At 42.7% G+C, this 21,400-nt stretch carries 21 protein-coding genes; 16 read left to right on the top strand and 5 right to left on the bottom strand.

Features of this window, described 5'->3' with window-relative positions; translation table 11 throughout:
* The first annotated feature begins 48 nt into the window (after nt 1-48).
* From LDO37_RS21280 to pip, 10 genes are all read left to right on the top strand, one after another.
* On the top strand, nt 49-945 hold the full coding sequence (locus LDO37_RS21280) for a LysR family transcriptional regulator (RefSeq protein ID WP_101110005.1): 897 nt from the start codon (nt 49-51) through the stop codon (nt 943-945).
* Nucleotides 946-1,082: 137 nt separating this feature from the next.
* Entirely contained in the window at nt 1,083-1,640 is a 558-nt protein-coding gene (locus tag LDO37_RS21285; protein ID WP_126609815.1) for a hypothetical protein, read from the top strand.
* Nucleotides 1,641-1,752: 112 nt separating this feature from the next.
* Nucleotides 1,753-2,019, top strand: coding sequence for a TfoX/Sxy family DNA transformation protein (locus LDO37_RS21290; RefSeq protein WP_126609814.1), 267 nt, complete (start codon nt 1,753-1,755; stop codon nt 2,017-2,019).
* 124 nt (nt 2,020-2,143) lie between these two features.
* Entirely contained in the window at nt 2,144-2,851 is a 708-nt protein-coding gene (locus LDO37_RS21295) for a penicillin-insensitive murein endopeptidase (protein WP_224055866.1), read from the top strand.
* A 110-nt stretch (nt 2,852-2,961) separates the two neighbouring features.
* The gene (locus LDO37_RS21300; RefSeq protein WP_224056079.1) at nt 2,962-3,444 is read left to right on the top strand and encodes a hypothetical protein; all 483 of its coding nucleotides are present in this window, start codon (nt 2,962-2,964) and stop codon (nt 3,442-3,444) included.
* Entirely contained in the window at nt 3,384-4,592 is a 1,209-nt protein-coding gene (locus tag LDO37_RS21305) for an IS4-like element ISVsa5 family transposase (protein ID WP_006250222.1), read from the top strand. Before LDO37_RS21300 ends, LDO37_RS21305 begins: the two co-directional genes overlap by 61 nt.
* Nucleotides 4,567-5,229 (top strand): hypothetical protein, encoded by a 663-nt coding sequence (locus LDO37_RS21310; RefSeq protein WP_148112112.1) that lies wholly within the window; start codon nt 4,567-4,569, stop codon nt 5,227-5,229. The genes LDO37_RS21305 and LDO37_RS21310 overlap by 26 nt, the downstream gene beginning before the upstream one ends.
* A gap of 61 nt (nt 5,230-5,290) precedes the next feature.
* On the top strand, nt 5,291-5,593 hold the full coding sequence (locus LDO37_RS21315; protein ID WP_224056080.1) for a hypothetical protein: 303 nt from the start codon (nt 5,291-5,293) through the stop codon (nt 5,591-5,593).
* 73 nt (nt 5,594-5,666) lie between these two features.
* Nucleotides 5,667-5,960 carry a hypothetical protein gene (locus LDO37_RS21320; RefSeq protein ID WP_126606592.1) on the top strand — a complete coding sequence of 98 codons (294 nt, stop codon included), beginning with the start codon at nt 5,667-5,669 and terminating at the stop codon, nt 5,958-5,960.
* A gap of 489 nt (nt 5,961-6,449) precedes the next feature.
* Nucleotides 6,450-7,400, top strand: coding sequence for a prolyl aminopeptidase (gene pip, locus LDO37_RS21325; RefSeq protein WP_126606593.1), 951 nt, complete (start codon nt 6,450-6,452; stop codon nt 7,398-7,400).
* A 47-nt stretch (nt 7,401-7,447) separates the two neighbouring features.
* Here the strand turns inward: pip and LDO37_RS21330 are convergent, their stop codons facing one another.
* The 3 genes from LDO37_RS21330 to LDO37_RS21340 all read right to left on the bottom strand — a co-directional run bounded on the left by LDO37_RS21330 (nt 7,448) and on the right by LDO37_RS21340 (nt 9,947).
* Nucleotides 7,448-7,903: an ABA4-like family protein gene (locus LDO37_RS21330; RefSeq protein WP_126606594.1), complete on the bottom strand. Its 456-nt coding sequence runs from the start codon at nt 7,901-7,903 to the stop codon at nt 7,448-7,450.
* Nucleotides 7,900-8,376 (bottom strand): hypothetical protein, encoded by a 477-nt coding sequence (locus LDO37_RS21335; RefSeq protein WP_126606595.1) that lies wholly within the window; start codon nt 8,374-8,376, stop codon nt 7,900-7,902. The genes LDO37_RS21330 and LDO37_RS21335 overlap by 4 nt, the downstream gene beginning before the upstream one ends.
* Nucleotides 8,377-8,564: 188 nt before the next feature.
* Complete coding sequence (locus tag LDO37_RS21340; RefSeq protein WP_126606597.1) at nt 8,565-9,947, bottom strand: aminotransferase-like domain-containing protein; 1,383 nt, start codon at nt 9,945-9,947, stop codon at nt 8,565-8,567.
* A gap of 95 nt (nt 9,948-10,042) precedes the next feature.
* Here LDO37_RS21340 and LDO37_RS21345 point away from each other — a divergent pair, with 95 nt between their 5' ends.
* The gene (locus tag LDO37_RS21345; RefSeq protein WP_126606596.1) at nt 10,043-10,933 is read left to right on the top strand and encodes an EamA family transporter; all 891 of its coding nucleotides are present in this window, start codon (nt 10,043-10,045) and stop codon (nt 10,931-10,933) included.
* 103 nt (nt 10,934-11,036) lie between these two features.
* Here LDO37_RS21345 and LDO37_RS21350 read toward each other — a convergent pair whose 3' ends face one another.
* Nucleotides 11,037-11,906, bottom strand: a complete 870-nt coding sequence (locus LDO37_RS21350; protein WP_224055868.1) for a patatin-like phospholipase family protein — start codon at nt 11,904-11,906, stop codon at nt 11,037-11,039.
* 365 nt (nt 11,907-12,271) lie between these two features.
* On the opposite strand from LDO37_RS21350, the gene LDO37_RS21355 reads away from it, so the two are divergent.
* Nucleotides 12,272-12,409 carry a hypothetical protein gene (locus LDO37_RS21355; RefSeq protein ID WP_167404731.1) on the top strand — a complete coding sequence of 46 codons (138 nt, stop codon included), beginning with the start codon at nt 12,272-12,274 and terminating at the stop codon, nt 12,407-12,409.
* 89 nt (nt 12,410-12,498) lie between these two features.
* On the opposite strand, the gene LDO37_RS21360 is transcribed toward LDO37_RS21355, so the two are convergent.
* Complete coding sequence (locus LDO37_RS21360; RefSeq protein ID WP_224055869.1) at nt 12,499-14,385, bottom strand: lysozyme inhibitor LprI family protein; 1,887 nt, start codon at nt 14,383-14,385, stop codon at nt 12,499-12,501.
* 450 nt (nt 14,386-14,835) lie between these two features.
* Between LDO37_RS21360 and LDO37_RS21365 the strand changes: the two genes are divergently transcribed.
* The 4 genes from LDO37_RS21365 to LDO37_RS21380 all read left to right on the top strand — a co-directional run bounded on the left by LDO37_RS21365 (nt 14,836) and on the right by LDO37_RS21380 (nt 21,252).
* Nucleotides 14,836-15,330, top strand: coding sequence for a hypothetical protein (locus tag LDO37_RS21365; RefSeq protein WP_126608770.1), 495 nt, complete (start codon nt 14,836-14,838; stop codon nt 15,328-15,330).
* A gap of 392 nt (nt 15,331-15,722) precedes the next feature.
* Nucleotides 15,723-16,931 carry an NACHT domain-containing protein gene (locus tag LDO37_RS21370; RefSeq protein ID WP_224055870.1) on the top strand — a complete coding sequence of 403 codons (1,209 nt, stop codon included), beginning with the start codon at nt 15,723-15,725 and terminating at the stop codon, nt 16,929-16,931.
* A gap of 24 nt (nt 16,932-16,955) precedes the next feature.
* A protein-coding gene (locus LDO37_RS21375; RefSeq protein ID WP_224056044.1) for an IS3 family transposase occupies nt 16,956-18,109 on the top strand; the annotation gives its coding sequence in 2 pieces (ribosomal slippage) (nt 16,956-17,202 and nt 17,202-18,109; 1,155 coding nt in all).
* A 77-nt stretch (nt 18,110-18,186) separates the two neighbouring features.
* The gene (locus LDO37_RS21380; RefSeq protein ID WP_126609101.1) at nt 18,187-21,252 is read left to right on the top strand and encodes a hypothetical protein; all 3,066 of its coding nucleotides are present in this window, start codon (nt 18,187-18,189) and stop codon (nt 21,250-21,252) included.
* Nucleotides 21,253-21,400 lie beyond the last annotated feature (148 nt).

A 21,400-nucleotide genomic window follows, 5' to 3' on the forward strand; every position in this document is an offset into this window, starting at 1 on the left:
CTATTGACTGTCTGAATGGCGAACAATATGACCATATGAATAGGTAATATGCACAAAACCGATTATTTAGCGATAGATGGCAAGTTGCTGACGCAATTTCTCGCCATTTACGATTTTCAGTCTGTATCGCGGGCTGCCCAGCATTTGAACATTAACCAATCTTCAGCCAGTCATGCATTGGAAAGGCTTAGGAAAATTCTGGATGATCCATTGTTTGTTCGAAGTGGGAGAGGGCTTATTCCTACAGAAAGGGCAGATACAGTGGCGCTGGATGCAAGGTTAGTCCTTGCCAAGTTAGAAGCCATGTCGACCGATATGACTTACGATCCTTCTACTGATAAGGGGGAATTCACGATCATGGCGAATGATTATGAAATCGAACATATTCTGAAGCCTGTATTTCCTCTTTTTCAGCAGCAAGCACCTGAACTGACGATTCGAATCATTCATGCGATTTCTGGTTTGGATATTCCAACCGCATTAAGGGAAGGAGTGGCAGATCTAGCAATAAACCCAGATATTGATATCGATGCCACTGATATACGTCAAAAACGATTGATTTCAGATTTTGATGTTGTTTATTACGATCCAAGCCAGCGCAGTGCACCAAGCAGCGTAGAGGAATATTGCAATGCAAGACACGGCATCATTGTGTTGGGAGACATTAAAAAGACCGAAGCCGACAACCAGTTAGTGGCTCGTGGTAAGGAACGGAAAATTGCAATCAAAACCAGTTCTTTCAATGTATTAGCCAGCCTAGTTCGTGGCACTGATATCATTACCACCATGCCTTCTCGGCTCTCAGAATCCATCTTTAATGGTTTGGCGCAATGCCCTTCTCCTATTGACCTTGCTCCGTATTCCATTGTTCAGCTTTGGCATCAGCAGAATAGCCACTCCGCTCGACATAAATGGGTGCGTGAAACCATACAATCTCCCTTTTAGCCAGCACCTTAGAGTACGCTTTGTGAAAGGAAAAAGAACGGAATGTGAGCATCACGATATTCACTTATTTAGATGGGTGACATCAATTTCATACTATGTACACTTTGCTGCTTACCGACAAATCAAAGGATTGTTAAATGAAAGTAGCCATTGCGGGTGCCTCTATTCTTATGCTGGCTGGGTGTGTGAATCAGCAGAACGTTGAAAAAGCATCGCTCACTCCCGTTAACTGTGAAGGAAGTGTTGAGCTGCCAGCACATCTCGCGGATCACTTTGAAGCCGCAGAAGATGCTGCCTTATTAGAAAACGCGTTGGGCGCACCAGAAGAAGGTAAATTGTGCCAAGGTAAAGTGTACGTGAGCAAGGATGCCTCAAACGTTACGCTCTTCCGAGCGTGGAATAGTACGAATCCATACAGCCAATTTGGTCAATGGTGGGCACATGAAGTTCCTGCAGGAAATGTCGCTAAATACCGAGAAAATTATGAAATTTGTTACCAATGGTCGCCACTAGATAAACTGGTGACGTGTCATTTAAAACCGGGAACAAAAGTAGTTATAGGAACAGGTCAGAGTGCGAAGTGCTCTGAATATCTCACCTACGATGTTTCTGCTTCTCAGCAGGTTTATATTGAAAACAGTGCAGATGTCGTTGCAAACTGCAGTGTGAAAGATGGCGTATTTGAATGGAAATAAACCATGTTCCTGCGCTTTAGTGGAGTCACTGACAGAATCTGACACAGCGATGTGATATACCTTCTCAATTCCAGTGACCACCAAAAGTAAAATAGCAAGCAGGAACATTTACATGGAAAGGTTGAGAGATCTAAAAGGGTTCGGACCAAAGAGTGAAGAAATCCTAGCGCAAGTCGATGTTCATTCGGTCGAAGATTTTCTTAATACCGACAGCTACGAGCTTTACGCACGTCTTAAAACCAAAGTGAAAGGAACGGGCTTAAACTCCATTTATGCCATTATGGGCGCTAAAGAAAACGTTGATTGGCGTGCAATTGCTAAATCTAGAAAAACGGAAATTTTGATGCGGCTAGATGAAATGGGATTGGCCCCCAAATAAAGGTAACAATCCTCTAAAAAAAGCACTTAAACGGTGCTTTTTTTGTGCCTGGTCACAATGTACTTCTTTTCACGGAAATTCATTTTGTTCTAACGTCTCGACTCCGGCAAAGTTGGAGGATAAGTTGAATTTTCAATACGGTAAAGTAGTGAAACAAACCATCTTAGGGCTTTTACTTGCGACCATCGCTTTTCCTTCAATGAGTAAGCCGAGTACATGCTACGGAACCACGTCGAATGGGTATTTGGAGAACGGGGTAAAATTGCCATTGTATGGTGAAAATTTTGAATCCTACAGCCTACTCGCGAGCGCAGCAGGTAGAACGTATGTACACTCCGCAGTGAGTGAAATCATGCTCTCTGCATACCAAAACTTATTGAAATCCCACCCAGATAAAATCTTCAAATATGCTGAAACGGGTTTTGAAGAAGGCGGGGAATTCAGCCCGCATAAGACTCATCGTAATGGGTTATCTGTTGACTTCATGACACCCATGATCAATCAAGATGGAGAATCCGAGCATTTACCAACGAACCCACTGAATAGGCTGGGGTACGACATCGAGTTGGATGCGAAAGGACGATATGACGACTTAGAGATAGACTTCACCGCGCTAGCTGCCCATTTAGTCGAACTCCACAAAGAGTCGAAAAAACGAGGTCATGATTTATGGCGTGTTATTTTCGATCCCAAACTTCAATCAGGGTTATTCAAAACCACCTATGGCTCATACATCAAGGAAAACATTAAGCTTTCCAAAAGACGTTCGTGGGTAAGGCACGACGAACATTATCACGTTGATTTCATCATTCCATGTAATCGCAAAAAGTAACAGCATATTTATCTGAATAGGATCCAAAATTTCATTTGTATTCATTGGTTTGATGAATCGATATGTTAGTGTTTTCTACTTCATAAATACTAAAAACTAGGTTCAAAAAGATGATAAAGGCAAAATGCATTTTGTTGCTAACGGTAATATTGTCGTTCAGCTCCTGGGCTGCGCAAGAGCGAGTTCAGATTCCAGGTACGTCTGCCAGTATGGAGCAGCCTAACGGTTTTAAATTATCGGACTCCTTTGCTGGCTTTATTAACGCAAAAAACAACTCCAGTGTTGTCGTTATGGAGCTTCCGTTAGAAGCCTTTGACCAACTTTCAGTATTGTTCAGTGATCTCGATATGGCTAAACAGGGTTTCGGTAAGCAAGGTCTCTCTGTACTTGAACTGAGCTCCGTTGAATTAGATGGATACAAAGCCCTGATGAATCCCCTAATGATTTTGGTAAAAATCATTAAGTTAAGGTGGATACACATCTTGTCATATGATCAAATGGTTTCGCGAAAAATCAATAATCAGACAACAAGATGTGCGAACTCGATATTTTACACGACTCTCTTTACCAATTCTGCCCCGAATTACACTTAAAACGACTCAACAGCTTAACGTTGGCTTGCCACGCATTACTTGACTGTAAAACTCTCACTCTTACCGAACTTGGCCGTAACCTGCCAACCAAAGCGAGAACAAAACATAACATCAAACGAATCGACCGATTGTTAGGTAATCGTCACCTCCACAAAGAGAGACTCGCTGTATACCGTTGGCATGCTAGCTTTATCTGTTCGGGCAATACGATGCCCATTGTACTTGTTGACTGGTCTGATATTCGTGAGCAAAAACGGCTTATGGTATTGCGAGCTTCAGTCGCACTACACGGTCGTTCTGTTACTCTTTATGAGAAAGCGTTCCCGCTTTCAGAGCAATGTTCAAAGAAAGCTCATGACCAATTTCTAGCCGACCTTGCGAGCATTCTACCGAGTAACACCACACCGCTCATTGTCAGTGATGCTGGCTTTAAAGTGCCATGGTATAAATCCGTTGAGAAGCTGGGTTGGTACTGGTTAAGTCGAGTAAGAGGAAAAGTACAATATGCAGACCTAGGAGCGGAAAACTGGAAACCTATCAGCAACTTACATGATATGTCATCTAGTCACTCAAAGACTTTAGGCTATAAGAGGCTGACTAAAAGCAATCCAATCTCATGCCAAATTCTATTGTATAAATCTCGCTCTAAAGGCCGAAAAAATCAGCGCTCGACACGGACTCATTGTCACCACCCGTCACCTAAAATCTACTCAGCGTCGGCAAAGGAGCCATGGATTCTAGCAACTAACTTACCTGTTGAAATTCGAACACCCAAACAACTTGTTAATATCTATTCGAAGCGAATGCAGATTGAAGAAACCTTCCGAGACTTGAAAAGTCCTGCCTACGGACTAGGCCTACGCCATAGCCGAACGAGCAGCTCAGAGCGTTTTGATATCATGCTGCTAATCGCCCTGATGCTTCAACTAACATGTTGGCTTGCGGGCGTTCATGCTCAGAAACAAGGTTGGGACAAGCACTTCCAGGCTAACACAGTCAGAAATCGAAACGTACTCTCAACAGTTCGCTTAGGCATGGAAGTTTTGCGGCATTCTGGCTACACAATAACAAGGGAAGACTTACTCGTGGCTGCAACCCTACTAGCTCAAAATTTATTCACACATGGTTACGCTTTGGGGAAATTATGAGGGGATCTCTCAGTACAAAGCCCCGATTGTCATCGGTACACAGGCGATATCTGGTGTGACTGTGGGGAAATATATCGCCCTTTTCAAAGGTCAGAAAACGGTGATGGTTACCTACAACATTATGGGCAAAGATGCGCTGAACAAAGCGGCGGTAATGAACTCAATCAAGAATATTCAAATAGGAAATGCCGCTAGCCTTTCTGAGAAAATAGCCTTACTTCCTTTCACATTTGAGCCAGAAACCCCTTTCAAAGTAGCGGACGTAATGGGGAATTCCACCGTTTCACTGACCACATTTGATGGTATGGATAAATCGGGTGAGAAACCGCTTTTGATCATCGCAAGTTCAATATCTCAAAGTCGAATTCCAGACCAATCCAAACACGCCAAAACACTTTTAAAGTCAATCAAAGGGTTTGAAGACCACAAAATCATATCTGAAGATAAGGTCAGTTTTGTCGGCAAAGATGGTTACCGAACGGTAGCAAAAACAAGCAATCAAGCTGTTATTCAATACATAGGTACGCTAGATAACGGCTATTACATCCGCCTGATCTCCATGGGAAGCCCAGAAGAGATCGAGAAAGTGACGAAAACGGTCGATACCATTGCGAAATCGGTCACGCCGAAGAAGTAAAGCAAACTTTCTAACCTCACCAATAATGATTCCCCAGCTTTTTGATAGATAGAGACTAAAGATGAAAAAACTGATTTTTCTTATGAGCTTATTTACCGGATCTTCATTTGCCGGTATCCATTGTACAGAATCGATTAGCGCAGCGATCTTACACAAAAATGGAAACGTCTACTTTACATCAAGTAAGACGTGTAAAAGTTGGTGTCAGATAAGGTGGACGAGTGAAACCGACAAAGATCGTGCCTTCAGTATGTTGCTGGCTGCCAGAACAGCAAAGACTCCCGTAACGTTTTATTGGGGTAACTTAAATTCTTGCACTGAGAAAAATCCAACTTATCAGTCACCAGATTATATTGTGTACTAGCCACATCGTACTCAATTTAATAAGGAGCTCTATGCAGGGCTCTTCTTTTATATAAACGTTTACGGATATACCTATGAAAAAGTTACTCATGCTTTTAGCCATAATGGTGTCAGAGCCGATATTGGCGGGACAAATTAAAACCAATTTGGATGTTGATAATGTCAGAGTTAGAAAAACGGTGGCGTATGTTAAATTTTCTGGCTGTTCCTATTACTCCATAATTTATCTCAATAGCGAATATGAAAAAGTGATGTATTCAAGTTTACTAGCTGCCGGGATGGGAGGTAAGAAAGTAACGGCTGAATTCAACGGGGTGGATTGTTCGGCGAAAGAGCTAGAGCTCATATACGTAGATGTCGGATTTTAGCCATTCGAATTTTTAGCTCGCATCACACCATTGCTCACAAAAGAAAAAAGCCAGTCGCAATATAGAGTGCGGCTGGCTATACAATTGTGAACAAATCTATTCACTAACAACGTCAGTTGGCTAGGTGACCCCGGCTTAAAAGGGTCACACTTACTAATACAATTCACGTGCCAATTTTAAACCCTTGAAAATAGACTGACGAAAACGTTTGCTCACCACTTTGTTGCATATTTGCATTTTCAAAACGCAAAGTATTTGCAAAATGCAGTAGGTGCTTTGGTTTCTTGTTTAACCAACCCATCCATCAAACTCCCAAACCGTATTCAATACCATCGATTGGTTTCTGAGTTACCTCGCAAAATACTATAAAAAGTCAAAGTCTTTGCAATCAAGAACGAGTGAAATGGCTATATGTGAGTATGATGTCCGCCCCATTTTTAAAGCTCACACAACTCTGTGAGCTGCGTAAGCGAAAAACAGGATTTGAAGATGAAAGAGCGTTACCCAGCTATTGAGCCATTTAATTCAGGAATGATCGAAGTCGGTGATGGGCATCGCTTATATTGGGAAGAAGTCGGAAACCCAGCTGGAATACCTGCGCTTTATCTTCATGGAGGACCGGGAGGCGGTTGTGGAGCAGGCTCAAGGCGCAATTTCGATCCAAAAGCCTATCGAGCAGTATTATTTGACCAACGTGGTTGCGGGCGTAGCCGCCCCTTAGCATCGGAGCCAAATATTGACTTAAGCACAAACACCACGGATCACCTCATTGCCGATATAGAAGCCTTACGTGAACACCTCAATATCGATCGCTGGGTTGTGGTGGGCAGTTCTTGGGGTGTGACGTTAGGTCTGGTGTACGCCCAACGTTATCCAAACCGCGTACAAGCCATGGTGTTGGGGGCGATAACATCGGGCACTCGACAAGAAATAGAGTGGATAACTCGAGATATGGGCAGGGTGTTTCCCCATGAATGGGAACGTTTTTGTTCGCACGTACCAGAAGCGGAAAGAAACGGTGATTTGTCTGCCGCATACGCTCGCATGTTGTCTAACCCAGATCCAGCTATTCACAGAAAAGCAGCGCTTGAATGGTGTTTGTGGGAGGATACCCACGTTTCCTTAACGCCAGGGTGGGCACCTTCACCACGCTACCAAGAGCCTGGATTCAGCTTGATTTTTTCTCGCCTTGTGACTCACTACTGGAGCAACGGATGCTTTCTAAGAGATGATGAAATAATGGCTGGAATGCACCTTATAGCAGACATACCCGCTACCTTAATTCACGGTAGGTGGGATATTTCTGGTCCATTGGATACCGCCTTAGCCTTGCACCGAGCGTGGCCAAATAGCGAGCTGATTGTTTTAGAAGAAGCAGGTCACGGTGGTGTTGGCTTCCCCGAAGCAATGACGGCTGCGTTAAATAAATATCGAGATTAGGAGTGTGGGCGACCAATCCAGTGGACGCCCACAGGCAGAATGAGTCTTTAATTGGCTACTAAAGCGTACTTTTCACGTTCATCAAACAATCGAAATGCGAAGAACACGATTAAGCCAGTGGGACCATACAAAAATGTCAGTGGTAAGCAGGGAATTAATCGCCATTTGGGTAGGTTAGCGCGTGTAACCTCATCAATCATCCAGCGACCAACAAACAAGTCGAAAATAAGGAAGTGAAGCCAACCAGTGGCTAAATTTCCTTCTGATTCAAACAGCTTACTCACCCCGATTAGGCTAGAAAAATTCCCTTCTGGTGAACTGCCCCAAAACCGAAATACTAAAAACAAGTAAAGTCCTGATAAGACAAGAGGAATAATTCGCCCGCCGAAAAGTAGTACCCCATAACGAATCCGAGTTGATGAAACGAAGATCCCCAACACTAAAAATAGCCAACCTAACAGCGCAATACCGCTGCCTATTTCAAAGGTTAAATGTGCCATCATTGAACCTCTCCGTGAGCGTTTCTTGGTATCATTACCGCTTGTTCGCCATATTTAAACACCTCACCACCATGTTGATCGGCATAAGATTGAGCTTCTTGTTCCGATGAAAACCAGAGATTCAAAGTCGAAAGGACTTTCTTATCAAAGTCAGGTGTGTAAGAGGTGCCATCCTTTTGTGCCATCAGTACGGGTTTATACGCTTCCCAGCTTTGATAGCCCGCTTCAATGGCTAACAACCGTAAAAAGTGTTTACGCTGCAAGGTGTGGCGTTCGTTATATAAAGAAGAGATGGATTGACCAAAACACACGCCCGTTTTTTTGACTCTACGGACAATGGGCATGGCTTCTGAAACACTGCCAGATTTAGCGACACGGTGTAACCTTCGAGCATCACGCAGCAAGGATTCGACAGCAGTATTGGTTTTTGAAGATTTCAGTGATTTGGCATCACTAGAGGATTTTTGATTACGCATACAAACTCCATCGAGTGGCTGGTCTGTCTCGTTTAGGACCATAGATAAGAGTCAGTAATTAAATTGTCTTATTACACAGGTGAGTGAACTTTCACGAGCTGGGCGTCCTGCAAACCCGCGAGAAGAATAGCAACACATGGCATGAGTTGTAAATGGGTTTGTGTGAAAGCGTTCTGTTTGTACGTTTATCAACAAGCCTGCTTTACTGCATCAATCAATACGTCCAATTCTTCCTTTACTTCTTTTGTTAGTTCAAAGCCAAAGTTAATCCTTAAACAGTTGCTATAGATAGACAAGGTACTGAACAGGTGACCTAAACGGATATCAATGTTCTTTTCTTCCACAAGTTCGGCGAACTTGGAGGCATTAAGGGTAGGGACTTGCAGCCACAACACCATTCCGCCTTGAGGGTGGCTGATGTTAACGTTTTCTGGAAGGTGTTCAGTCAAATAGCTGAGATACGTTTGCCTCAAATTAAGTAGAGTATTGCGTCGACGTTTGAGTTGTTTTGTGTAATGACCCGACTCAATGAAATCTGCCATGGCAAGCTGCATAGGAAGGGAGATACCAAAGCAGGATGCTGCATGCTTTTGGCGATAACGATCCGTGTAACGCCCGGGCATACACCAACCTAAGCGGTAGCTCGGCGACAAACTTTTGGAGACAGAGCCACACCAAAGAATATAGCCACCTTGATCATAATATTTAGCGGGTAAGGGTGTGTGGTCGGAATAAGAGAGTTCTAGATACACATCATCTTCAATGATCGGAACCTGGAAAACGTTAGCCAGTTCAGCCAATCTTTGTTTTTGCTCTACAGACATGGTTATCCCTTGTGGGTTCATGTGCGAGGTACAAAATACCCCCGCTTTAACCACACCTTTCTGCAAATGCGCTTCAAGTTGAGACAAATCAATTCCGTCATCTAAAGAGGGGATCTCGACAATCTTTCTTCCCATTTGCCCAAGCAAATCTAAAATGCCACTAAAGCAAGGCGAGCTGATAGCAATGGCATCGCCCACCTGAGTGCAAGATTCCAGCGCAGCTTTAATGGCAGGCATACAACCCGATGTAATCACGAGTTCATTGGGGTTTATGTGCAGTCCAAGTTTCGTGAAATGGTCGCTCAGTGCATTACGCAGTAGGGGATCACCTTGTGGATTCGGGTATTGATTGAGGCGATTGCCGATTCGCTTACTGGCGCGTCGAAAACTGCGCTCTAACTCGTTTTGTGAAACCTCGTCTATAACGGTACTGGACACGCCTAGCGGGCCATTATGTAGAGAATGAATTGCGAAGTTTTGAGTTACCGAAGACACCTTGCTCTCAAAGCGCGCCCATTCTGGTGTGTTATGTTTACTCCGTTGCGGAGAAACGTAATACCCCGCTTGAGGACGAGCATGTATCCAGCCTTGCGATTCCAGCTCTTGATAACAGCTCACCGCCGTCGACATGCTCACCGCTTGCTGCTTTGAGAGCTGCCTAAGTGAAGGCATTCGGCTGCCTTCAGGAAGCTTACCCACCTCAATCTCTCGGATAAATCGGCTGGCTAACGTTCTGTACATACTCATAGACATAACTGTACTGCTTTTTGTGAGAATAATTGTATCTGTACCGATAACTGTACTCGAGTAATACTCTTTTTCAAGAGAAAAGGAGGACAATTATGAAAAGAAACGATCTATTGTTGGCAGTCTTTGTTATGGCAATTTGGGGCTTCAACTTCTCAATGATCAAGATGGGCATTACCGATGTTCACCCATTACTGGCAACCGCTGCCCGTTTTACTTTGGCAGTGATACCAGCCATCTTTTTTATTCGCAGACCCAACGTAAAATGGCGTTACTTGGCTAGTTATGGCGTCGTTTTTGGTGTTGGGGTGTGGGGAATGGCATCTTGGTCTATCACTGCGGGGCTTTCATCCGGTATGTCTTCGGTACTGCTTTCATCGAACGCGCTAATCAGCATGGCAGTTGGCGTGTTTATTCAAAAAGATATCGCTTCAAAACGCAAAGTCATTGGTGCTGTCGCTGCATTGGTCGCCTTGTTGGTATTGATCTCGGCAACCAATGGTAACCTTACGGCGGAAGGTGTGTTTCTTATTATGATCGCCGCTGCCAGCTGGACAGTGATGGGTTTGATAGTAAAAGCGTCGAAAACCACTCAAGCATTTGCTTTCAATGTATGGGGGATGCTCTTTGCACCTATTCCACTGGTGTTGTTCGCGGTGAGCATTTATGGTCCCAATATTGTGGTGCACGCCTTTGAAGTTTGGGATATGAATACGACCATAGCGGTTGCATTCCAAGCTTACCCAACTACATTATTTGGTTACTGGGTTTGGAGCAATCTGTTGATTCGCTACCCGCTTAGCACCACCGCGCCTTTAACCTTGTTAGTCCCAGTATTTGCACTAATTTCCGGCTATTTTATGTATAACGAGATGCTCAGTACCGCACAAATGATTGCTTGTGTGCTGTTCCTAGTCGGTATTGGTTTAATAGTGAAACCAGCGACAAGCAAAAGCATGTTAGAACCTAAGCCAGTAGTGAATTGAAATATCCGCAACGTGGCGAGCGGATTTGAGGGATGAATTAACCTTTATAAATCCGAACTTAAAAAGGGAAGGGGACTAACGAAATGTATCCCCTTTTTATTCATTATTTCGCGAGTAGCGCCTTAATTTGTGGCATTACTTCTTTTGCGGCAAGGTAACCTGCTTCAATGGATTTCGCTCTATCATTAAACGACACATCACTGCTTGGTTCGTAGTTTGGTGTAATGAGTACATCTGCGCTGGCCATCTCTTGTTGCGATAGTCTACAGCTCTGCATTCTGAACGTCGCCAGCAACACTTTACTTACAGTCAATTCCGGTGCGGGTTGATTGTGGCAAAAAATATCGACCGCGATGACCTTTTTAGCACCGAGATCTTTTGCGGTATAAACCGGCACAACACTGAATACGCTGCCATCAATTAAGATATCACCTTGGTTTTCAACGGGAACAAAAGTACCTGGCACGGTGGAAGAGGTTTGTACTGCATGCCCAGGGTTGCCAGAACGGATAACCACAGTCTTACGCGTCGTCATATTGGTGGCAGTCACCGCTACAGGAATGGGCATGTCTGCCAGATCGTTATACCCGACATGCGCGTTGATCCAGTCGGATAAGCGTTTACCATTTACGAACCCTTTGGACGAAAGCACAATGTCCGCGACGTCAGATACTCCGAGCTTTTCAATGGCGGCTTCCATATCTTTAAAACTCATTCCAGAGGCATAAAGCGTCGCCGCAATTGAACCTGCAGACGCTCCACTGACCACATCCGGCTGTATCCCTTCTTCTTCCAACGCTTTTAACACGCCTAAGTGCATAAAGCCCCGAACACCGCCACCCCCAAATGCCACCCCTAATTTGTGTTCCCCTGAGACAATGGGCTCTGACACATTCAAATCGTTGTAGACATTTGGCGAGGAGCACGCCATCAGCAATAGTGATAAAGAGGTAGGGATCAATGTTTTCAACATGGGAGGCTCGGTTTGTTTGGACAGATCAAAGCGTTACAGAATCCGGTTTCAGCGTGTATTTTCAAGTGATTTATCCCAAAGCATGATGGATATCGCGATCTCACGCGCACTTTGATTTAATTTTGTTTTAGTAATCGGGGAGGCAGGAGCTTTCAAGAGCTGAAAAAAGAAACTGTGAACAAGGTGCCCCAAAACATTCTGGTTAGATTGACAAATATAGTCCTGATAAATATATTCAACCGATTGATAGGTCATTCGTCGTTTAGAGTTGGTTCTAACCATCAGAACTGCATGACAAAAACGACATGTTTAGACCTTAAATTTTTTGAACGCCCACAAGATTACAACTAACGCGGAGATAGATAATGAGTCATTGGACAGATTTTTTCCCTTATGTAGCTATGGCGATCAAGGTCATCGCGTTAGCCGTGGCTGGATACTTCGCTATCAAATGGCATTTCGACCAAGATAGGAAGTTGAAAAAAGAAGCCGAGGAAAAATAAACTCGGGATTAAACGCCTATCTATTGAGTCCATTTGGGGCAATCCTACCTTTTTGTTAAAGGTGCTTGTCCCACCAATCGGCTTAACGCTTATTTTCTAGGGTGCAACGAATTGTTAAGAGCCGAACGTATATAGTCTAAATACCTAATCCGAGCCCTCGTCGTTCTTGCTAGGCAAGCATTGAGTTGTCCATCTGTCGAGTAGGTTTTACACTCAGAACGCCTTCTCTTTAACCATGCAATTTGGCTTGCTTTTAAATCAATGGTCAATTGATTACTGGCAATTAGATCTTTATAACCCTTATTCAGCTCACGATCATAAATAGAAAGACCTTTACTGCTGCATATCGCTTTTTCCAAACGATTAAGCTTCTCGTCACACGAAAAACTCGGTTTAACATCGGTTATTTTTGAGTGCTTTTCTAGCAACATATCAAATCCAGATTCTTTTTCTTCCGCTGAAAACCTCGGATTTAATTTTAGATAGTAGTCGAGGTTATTTCCTTGGCTATCTTTGATTTTGGTATCCGCCCCTGCGTCAACCAAAAGCTTTATGACTTCAATAGATGCATTTTCTGTTGCGTAAGTCAGTGCACTCCTATTAAGACGTTTAAGGCGTGCCAAATCTGGCTGGCAAGACATTGGCTCATAATTAGTTACCTGATCGATGGGCCAACCAGCTTCAAGAAAATATTTTACTGAATCGAAGTTATTCATATGGGCAGCAAACATTAATAGATCTTTCTGATAAAAAGACTTAATTAAGTTTTTATCTACCGCGGACGGAAGTCTATTATAGGCTTGAGGAGTATCAACTATTAACGATAGTGCCACCAAAGGAATACTGCTACGCTTGAATTTTAAGTCCTGATTAATGTTTTTCCAGTTGTTGTATGTTCCATCCAAGATTTTTTCAAAAACTGAAAAGTCTTTTTCGTAGTGATAATACGAGCCTAGAGAATAGTATCGACTGGGCATCGCTTGAATAACCTTAGATGCGTGGTTGTAAGCTTCTTTTTCTAAATAGGAATAGTTGGAAACGTAGTGGTTCTTAAGCTCTGTAATGGCATCAAACATCAGGTTTTCATTCGATTTTTGCTCTCTATAGCTCCATATATCTTGAAACTTCCAGTCTTCAAAATGCTTTTGTTGAAGTTCAGCCCATTGTTGTTCCCAGTTCCCCATCGTGAATTTCCATTTCGGCTCAATTGCCCAAGGCCTGATTACTGCCATTGAAGAATAAAACCGACCGCTCCATTTTGGTATTACTTCTGGGTTGGAAGTACCACAATGTCCACTAGATAACAGCATTTTTTCGATGGAATATTTATATGCTGTAAGTAATGGAAGAGACTTCTTTATATCACTATCATCAACATTCTGAAAAATCTTTATGGTGCAAACTTTTTCTGACTTTCCGTCTTTTTTTAAATGATATATCTTACGTTGTGAATTTTGACTGTGAAAGTCTCCGAACTCATACAAAATGTACCATTTACTCTTAAATTTAAATGGTACGTTTTTCCACCATGAAAAATTAGAGTTACTTTTTGAGCCAATTGGATAAAAAGGTGGAAAAACCTCTGTTTTTTGTTCTTTTAACTCGCTTACTAGCACATCAACTTCGTTAGGATTAATAATATAGCCGTTGTAAACGTCACCGTGAATTCCGAAAGGTCGATCATGAAAAACGAACAGCTTTTGTGACCCATAAAAATTAACAGTAGCTAAATCTAGCCCTCCTTCAATACTGGGATATCGTCGAAATTTGAACTCAGGAATCGATATTGTTTCAGATTGGCTGAACCCCTTCGTTTTAATATCTTCCGACTCGAATATTTTGCTGTAGTGATTAAGCGCTAGACTACATATGTCATCTTCACTTGATTCGATTATGTAAGGTTTAAAATTCTCCCCCTTTACAGCAAAGCTGAGGAAAATCAGAGATAAGAAAGTGAAGATAAAACATTTCTGCATTGAGCTCTCCATACGCACAGAACTATCCTTAAGCATTTAACGCCAAGTGATTAGCGCAATGGGTTAACACGTCTACTAGAGGTATGAAGTATCTTGTCCCCATAAAATGAGCTCTATCTTAACCACCAAAACTCTTGGTAACTAGCCCCCAAAATTCGAAGCCTCGATACAGTGGGAGAACGTTAGTAGGCTGAGCTTGAAAAGGGGATGTTGTAAGGGTGAAAAAGCTTTAAATTACAGAATATTAAGACTCAAAAGGAAAAGCTATCTTACCTATTTTTACTTTTAAGACTTACCCTTAATAATTTTCTTCAACCAAGTTGATTTTATGATGAAGGCAGCAAAGTAAATTCAAAAAGGAGCCGTTCATCACAAATATAGCCGTTTAAGTATTTGGTCTTGGCGCGCACGTGTTAATGCTTCATTTTTCGACTTTACATAGGGGCTAGGATGAAGCTGAAAAAAGCCGTATTGCTTGCTTCGAGTATTTTGTGTTCCTGTGGTTTAGCTACCGCAAAAGAAGCACTCAAACCAGCACATTATCTGACAAGTGCAAACCAAGTGCTTTCGGGCAAAGTGGTATCAGAAAATAACACCGATATTGTTTACGCGGATATCACTAAGGCAGATCTTAAAGAAGAAAACCTAAAGGCTTATAGCCCGTGGGATGAGCTTTATCAATGCACGGAAGCAGGCAGTTTAAAAAATGAAGCGATCATTGTGTCTGTCGGAGATAAATTTCATGTGATGCAGGCGTGCGATGCGTTAGGCTTCGACCTAGATATAGAGCTGTCGGTTGTTGATGCAGCCATATTGAATGGTGAAGCGTCAGATTTGGCGAAATCGGCTAGCCAAATAATTCTCGTCCCGACGCCTTCTTCAGACGAAACCTACCTTTATTGGAATGGAAACAAATTCAAACTGTTCGTTCCAATGCCTTTCTAAGATGCCCAAATATGAAAATCAAGAGCCCCAAGCGTGGATTTTTGGGGCTCCTTCACCTTGTTTCAGGTTTTTATGAATCATTACGTATGGTGAGATTTGTTAAGAAAGAGGAGCGATTTTACTAACGTTCCTGACTCATTTTTGCTCAAAACTATTAGATGAAGCTATCTCTATCCTAAAGCTGGATAATGGGTTTGATATATGCAGTCAATTTAAACAGCTTCTTTCGAAAAAGCCAAACAAGCTGTTGGACGAGCACTATTCAGCCTAATCTCTGAGTTGAGCTGAAATTGCTGAGGCAACTTAATTAGCATTCGTAGTGATATTATGAGATCTAGACTAGTTGGGTAAGTTAAGTGTAACTAGTAGAATATAGGAAGTTTTTATGCCACGTGGAACCAAATGTAGCTATGCGGAAATACATCGCCCTAGATAGACAGTTTTCTCCTGTAATAGAAAATCATAAGGACTCTGAAGAGCTAGATATTTCTCTTAGTTTGGGGATAAAAAAAGCACACAATTGGAAGTCTCTATTAAGCGAATACCGCACTGTAATTCTAGCCGAAGCTGGTGCTGGTAAGACGGTAGAATTAAAGGAAATGGCAAGTAAGCTCTCAATCGAAGGGAAGTTGTCATTTTTTATTCGAATTGAAGATATTGACCGTAACTTTGATGACGCTTTTGAAATAGGTGATGAAGGTGAATTTGAAGACTGGCTTAACTCAAATGATGAGGCTTGGTTTTTCTTAGACTCGGTTGATGAAGCAAAACTAGCTCATCCTAGAGCTTTTGAAAAAGCTATCAAACGTTTTGCTAAAGGAATTGGGAAAGGGGCTAAACGAGCTCATATTTACATTTCTAGCCGCCCCTATAGCTGGCGTGCCAAGTCAGACAAAGCTTTAGTTGATGCTCATCTATTCTACCCATTTACTGGTAATCAAGAAGAAGTTGACGGCAAAGATAAGCATCCCAAAAGTGCATTAAATGTTTACGGCTTACGACCAATAGACCGAAGCATGATTCAAACCTATTGTTCCGAAAGTGGTGTTAAAAATGTTGGCGACCTTCTTGATGAAGTTGAGCGGTTAGGTCTTTGGAATCTAGCAGAAAGACCTTTTGATTTGGATATCATCATCACGAAGTGGTTGGATGATCAATCACTTGATGGGAGACTAAACCTGCTACAACACAGTATTGATGTTCGTCTCAGTGAGAGGCATAACGATGCTCGAAAGCCTCTTAACTTAGACAAGGCACGTGAAGGTGCTCAAAGGTTGGCTGCTGCCGTTATATTAACGGGAAATGTCGGGATCAATGTGCCTGATGCCGAAAAGGTAAAGCAAGGGATTGAGGCCGATATCATTCTGTATGATTGGGATCGAGAAGACGTTAAATCGTTGCTTGAGTGTGGTTTATTTAACGACATTATTTATGGTGCAGTAAGATTTAGGCATAGGGATATTCGTGAGCTTTTAGCCGCGCAGTTTTTTAGTAGTCTATTGAAAGAAGAAGGCTTGCGTTCCCAAATCGAGTCTTACTTTGTTAGGGAAGTGTTCGGCGAAATGATCCGCCCCAGCAGTTTTGGACACCAAGTTAAGTGAGTACAATCACTAACGAGGTGAACAATGACAACTAACAAAAAAACTAGAATTAAACATTCCCCTGAATTTAAGGCAGAAGCTTTGAAGCTATCAGAGAAAGTGGGAGTTGCTGCGGCAGCGAGGCAGCTCGGGTTGCATGAATCCCAGATCTACGGTTGGCGTAAGGCAATTAAAAAAGACACCAGTACCAGTCAGCGTGAAAGAGATCTCGCTGCCGAAGTCGCCAAGCTCAAAAGGCAATTGGCTGAGCAAGCTGAAGAGCTAGATATCGTAAAAAAGGCCGCCACCTACTTCGCGAAAAATCTAAAGTAGATTGCTATGAATTTATGCTAGAACACCTTCTGTGTTTCAATGTGGTCCGCATGGCTAAGGTGTTCGAAGTTTCACGAAGTGGGTTCTATTACTGGATTAAGCATCGCCACAAGTACATCCAGCGTGAGGCAATACGCCAAAAGCTTGATGAAAAAGTCAAAAAAGCTTTTGACAATAGTAAGGGGCGTGATGGCTCAAGGCGCATCCAGAAAGAGCTAGCTGAGAATGGGGATAGCCGTAATGTTAAAACCATTGCCGCCAGTATGAAGCGTCAGGATTTAACGCCGAAAGCGGCACGCAAGTTTAAATGTACGACGGATAGCAAGCATAAGATGCCCGTAGCGCCGAACTTGCTAGCTCAAGACTTTAACGCAACGGCTCCGAATCAAAAATGGGCGGGAGATATCACGTATCTTGCCACGAGCGAAGGCTGGTTGTATCTGGCTGTCATCATCGACCTTTACTCACGACAAGTGATCGGTTGGTCAATGGATACGAGGATGACGGCAACTCTGGTCTGCGATGCATTATCAATGGCTCTGTTCCGTCGAGGGTTCCCTGAGCATGTTACTGTCCATAGTGATCGAGGTAGCCAGTATTGCTCAAAAGACTATAGGGACATAATAAGTGCTTATAACCTAAAACAAAGTATGAGTAGAAAAGGAAACTGTTGGGATAATGCGTGTGTTGAGAGCTTCTTCCATTCTATGAAAGTCGAGGCGATCCAATACGAACCGATCATGACAAGAAATGAGATGCGCCAAACGGTCTTCGAGTACATTGAGGTTGATTATAATCGGATGAGAAGGCACAGTGCTCTTGGGTATCTAAGCCCAGTTAACTTTGAACAGCAAAATGTCGCTTAATGAAGTGTCCAGTCTTGCTGGAGCAGATCAAAACCATCATTACCCCTTTATTTCGTCCTATTTTGCCATGGTTGATTTTGTTTGATGCTCGTCTTCGAGTACAGATCTTGGGTATAAAGCCTGAAATAGCTTTAGAGGATGGCGATCCCTCCCAGTTACCGCTGTTAGTCAGAAAGCGAATTCTTTCAGATGTTGTAGCTCAAATTGCCGATGATACTGATGATCGCTCTGCTCGAGACAACGCTGCCATTGCCCGAATCGCACTGCCAGATCTAATAGAGGATGTGCTCAATCTCATTCATAAATATGCAGACAATGATGATGCAATTTTTTTCCTTGGTCGTATAGTCTGGCAAGGAAAGATGGACGATTGTACCGAAGTACTTACAGAAATCGCGATATCTTGTGAGCGAGATAAGTATGCCAGAATTGCAGCAGTGCGCGCAGTGCTAACTTGTGGGTATGAAGAGCAAAAAGACTTCGTCTGGCGAGAGGTTATTAGAAGAGGGAATATTCCTAAGGAACTGCTGATTGAGTTGGTTGACAATACTCTGCCCAGTGATGGTTCTGTCAAATACCTAGTCGAGTCAATTCGTCATTTAGTTGAGCCGAAAAGATTTAAATCATCGATGTTGGATAGAGCGCTGCATGATTTTATTGAGAGAGCAGAAATCACACTCATTCCGGAATTACTAAAAGAGCTCAGTAGTTATCTTAATGTTGCTCCATTTGTAGAGCGAAGAGATTGCAGGGTATCTGAACAATATGCGTGGTTGTTTAGCTCTGCTATCAAGTGTTTGGAAAAGTTAGTAGTCAATAAGGATCCATTTACTTTGTCAGAGGTTTCGCTGTCCATTCTAGCAAATGCAGGAGCTTTGCAATTTTGGAGAGGAGGTAATTTGGATGATGTTGAACATGACCTTGGCAACCTAGTACCTGAATGGCTAGAGCTTAATGATGCGTTGTATTGGTATAGCATAGAGAAAGCTAGAAAATATCTGAGCGATCAAGATAAGCCCTTGATTGATGATTGGAGCATCTCATATTTAAAACATTTTTGGGCTTTCAAAGGTGATGACTTCTCAAGGTTAGTATCATTTGTCAGTACTCGCCTTGAACAAGATAACCGATTAGTCGCACTGAATGCTGCATTCAGGCTCTATCAACAGTCAGGCTCACCTGAAAAGATGTTAGAAGAGCTTCGTATTGCAGTGCATGGAGAAGAGGTTTTAGTTTCTCGATTAGAAAATTTGTTAAATCCAATAACTCCCGAATCAACACTAAGGTACGAGGCTGAAGAAGCTGAGTATTACCGACAAGCAGAAAAAGAACGGAAGGAGCAAGAAAGTAATCGAATAGAATGGATACAATCACTACAAGAAAATCCGTCTCTGATTACTGCTCCAAAGGTGAAGCCTGGAGAAATCACTAACAACCATGTCTGGCTGTTAAGTGAGTTAGAAAAAGATAGTTCAGCTACAAGTCGACGTAGTATAAGCCAATGGGAAAGGCTAATTCCTGAATTAGGCTTGGAAGTGGCAAATGCATATAAAGAGTTTTGTATAGGCCACTGGTGCAACTTCCGTCCACAGTTGCATTCGGAAGGGGAAATTAACAATTCTATCCCGTATGCTTTGTTACTTGGCTTAGCAGGGCTAGAAATTCAAGCAAAGGAAGACTCTAACTTTCCTAAGTCTTTGAGTGGTGAAGACCTTGGAACTCTATTGCGCTATATAACATGGGATATAAATGGATTCCCAAGTTGGTTAGAGGTAGTACAACGAGATTATCCAGAGAAAACAAATAACGCCATTCTTCGAGAGGTGTTTTGGGAGCTAGAGAATAATAGTAAAGCCAAAGAGGTTTCAAGCCACATTCTACACGACTTGGTGTATCACGCACCTTGGCTCAAGCAACATCTCGCTGGCGCTGTATTTGAGTACCTAATTAGCTCAGCCAATCTAATCCGAGCCAATAAAGAGTACTGCTTACGACTCTTGATTGAAGGTGGTATTGGCGCACAGCAACTGTCTTTGTTAGCCCAAAAATACATATCAGCAAGTCAAGGCGATGTTCATGATATGGCGTGGTGGTATGCACTGTTAGTCGATAGTGAGCCTGACAAAGGAATTCCAGAGTTAAAGGAGTGGCTAGCAATGCTTGACCTTGAAGAAGCAACGAACGCTGCCGAAATATTTCTGGAAGCGCTGTTAGGCGGGAGGAGCTCACATCGTTCTCTTTATAATGTAGGACAATTTAAAGTGGTTTCTCACCTGAAAGCTTTGTACGTCCTGATGCATAAATATATCAGTGTTAGTGAGGACATTAATCGAGCGGGCACAGGGACCTATAGCCCAACAACAAGAGATAATGCTCAAGAAGCTAGAGAGATGTTGTTCAACTATTTGGTAGAGCTTCCCTCTAAGGAGAGCTACTGCGCATTGACAGCGCTGATAGAAGAGCACCCTGATGAGTCACATCGACCGTGGATGAGAAAGAGTGCATACAAAATGGCTGAAGCTTATGGAGATGTTCCTTTATGGTCGGATAATCAGTTTAAGGAGTTCCATAAGACTAAGCAGATCTCCCCTGAGTCGCATAGGCAGTTATTTGAACTGGGTGTCCAACAAATTCTTTCGATTAAGGATTGGGTAGAAAATGGTAATGATAGCCCATGGATGACGTGGCAAAGAGCGGCCAAAGAAAATGAGGTTAGAACGCTAATTGCGGCTGAGCTAAGAAAAAGTGCCAACGGACATTACACGGTTGCAGAAGAGCCTGAGCTAGCTAATGAACAACGAATGGATATCTGGCTTGCTAACCCGAAGGTGACCTCCCCAGTACCGATTGAGTTAAAGTTACTTGATAAGGGCTGGAGTGGTACTGATTTGTGCGAGCGGCTTCGAAACCAGCTTGTAGGTGATTATCTCAGAGAGGGTAATGCTAGTTGTGGTGTATTTCTTTTAGTATCACAGAACTCAACTAAAAACTGGGTGATAGACGCTAAGAGAGTGGGTATTGATAAGCTCGCTTCAGCACTCAAAGATTATTGGAAGTCAATTGCACATGGCTATTTAGGTATCGATGAGATAGACGTGATAGTCATTGATATGAATAAAAGAGCTTTAGTCTCTGATTTGTGATTTCGCCACCACGGTAAATCAAGAGAGTGCATGTCATAGTTTAGGTCTTTCATTTTGCTATCTAGGTTAGCTATGTATTCCTTAGAACAATAAATCGCCCTCAACAACCAACGTTGAGGGCGATTTTAATTTATCTCATTTAGATAAC

This window comes from Vibrio penaeicida (assembly GCF_019977755.1).
GTDB lineage: Bacteria > Pseudomonadota > Gammaproteobacteria > Enterobacterales > Vibrionaceae > Vibrio > Vibrio penaeicida.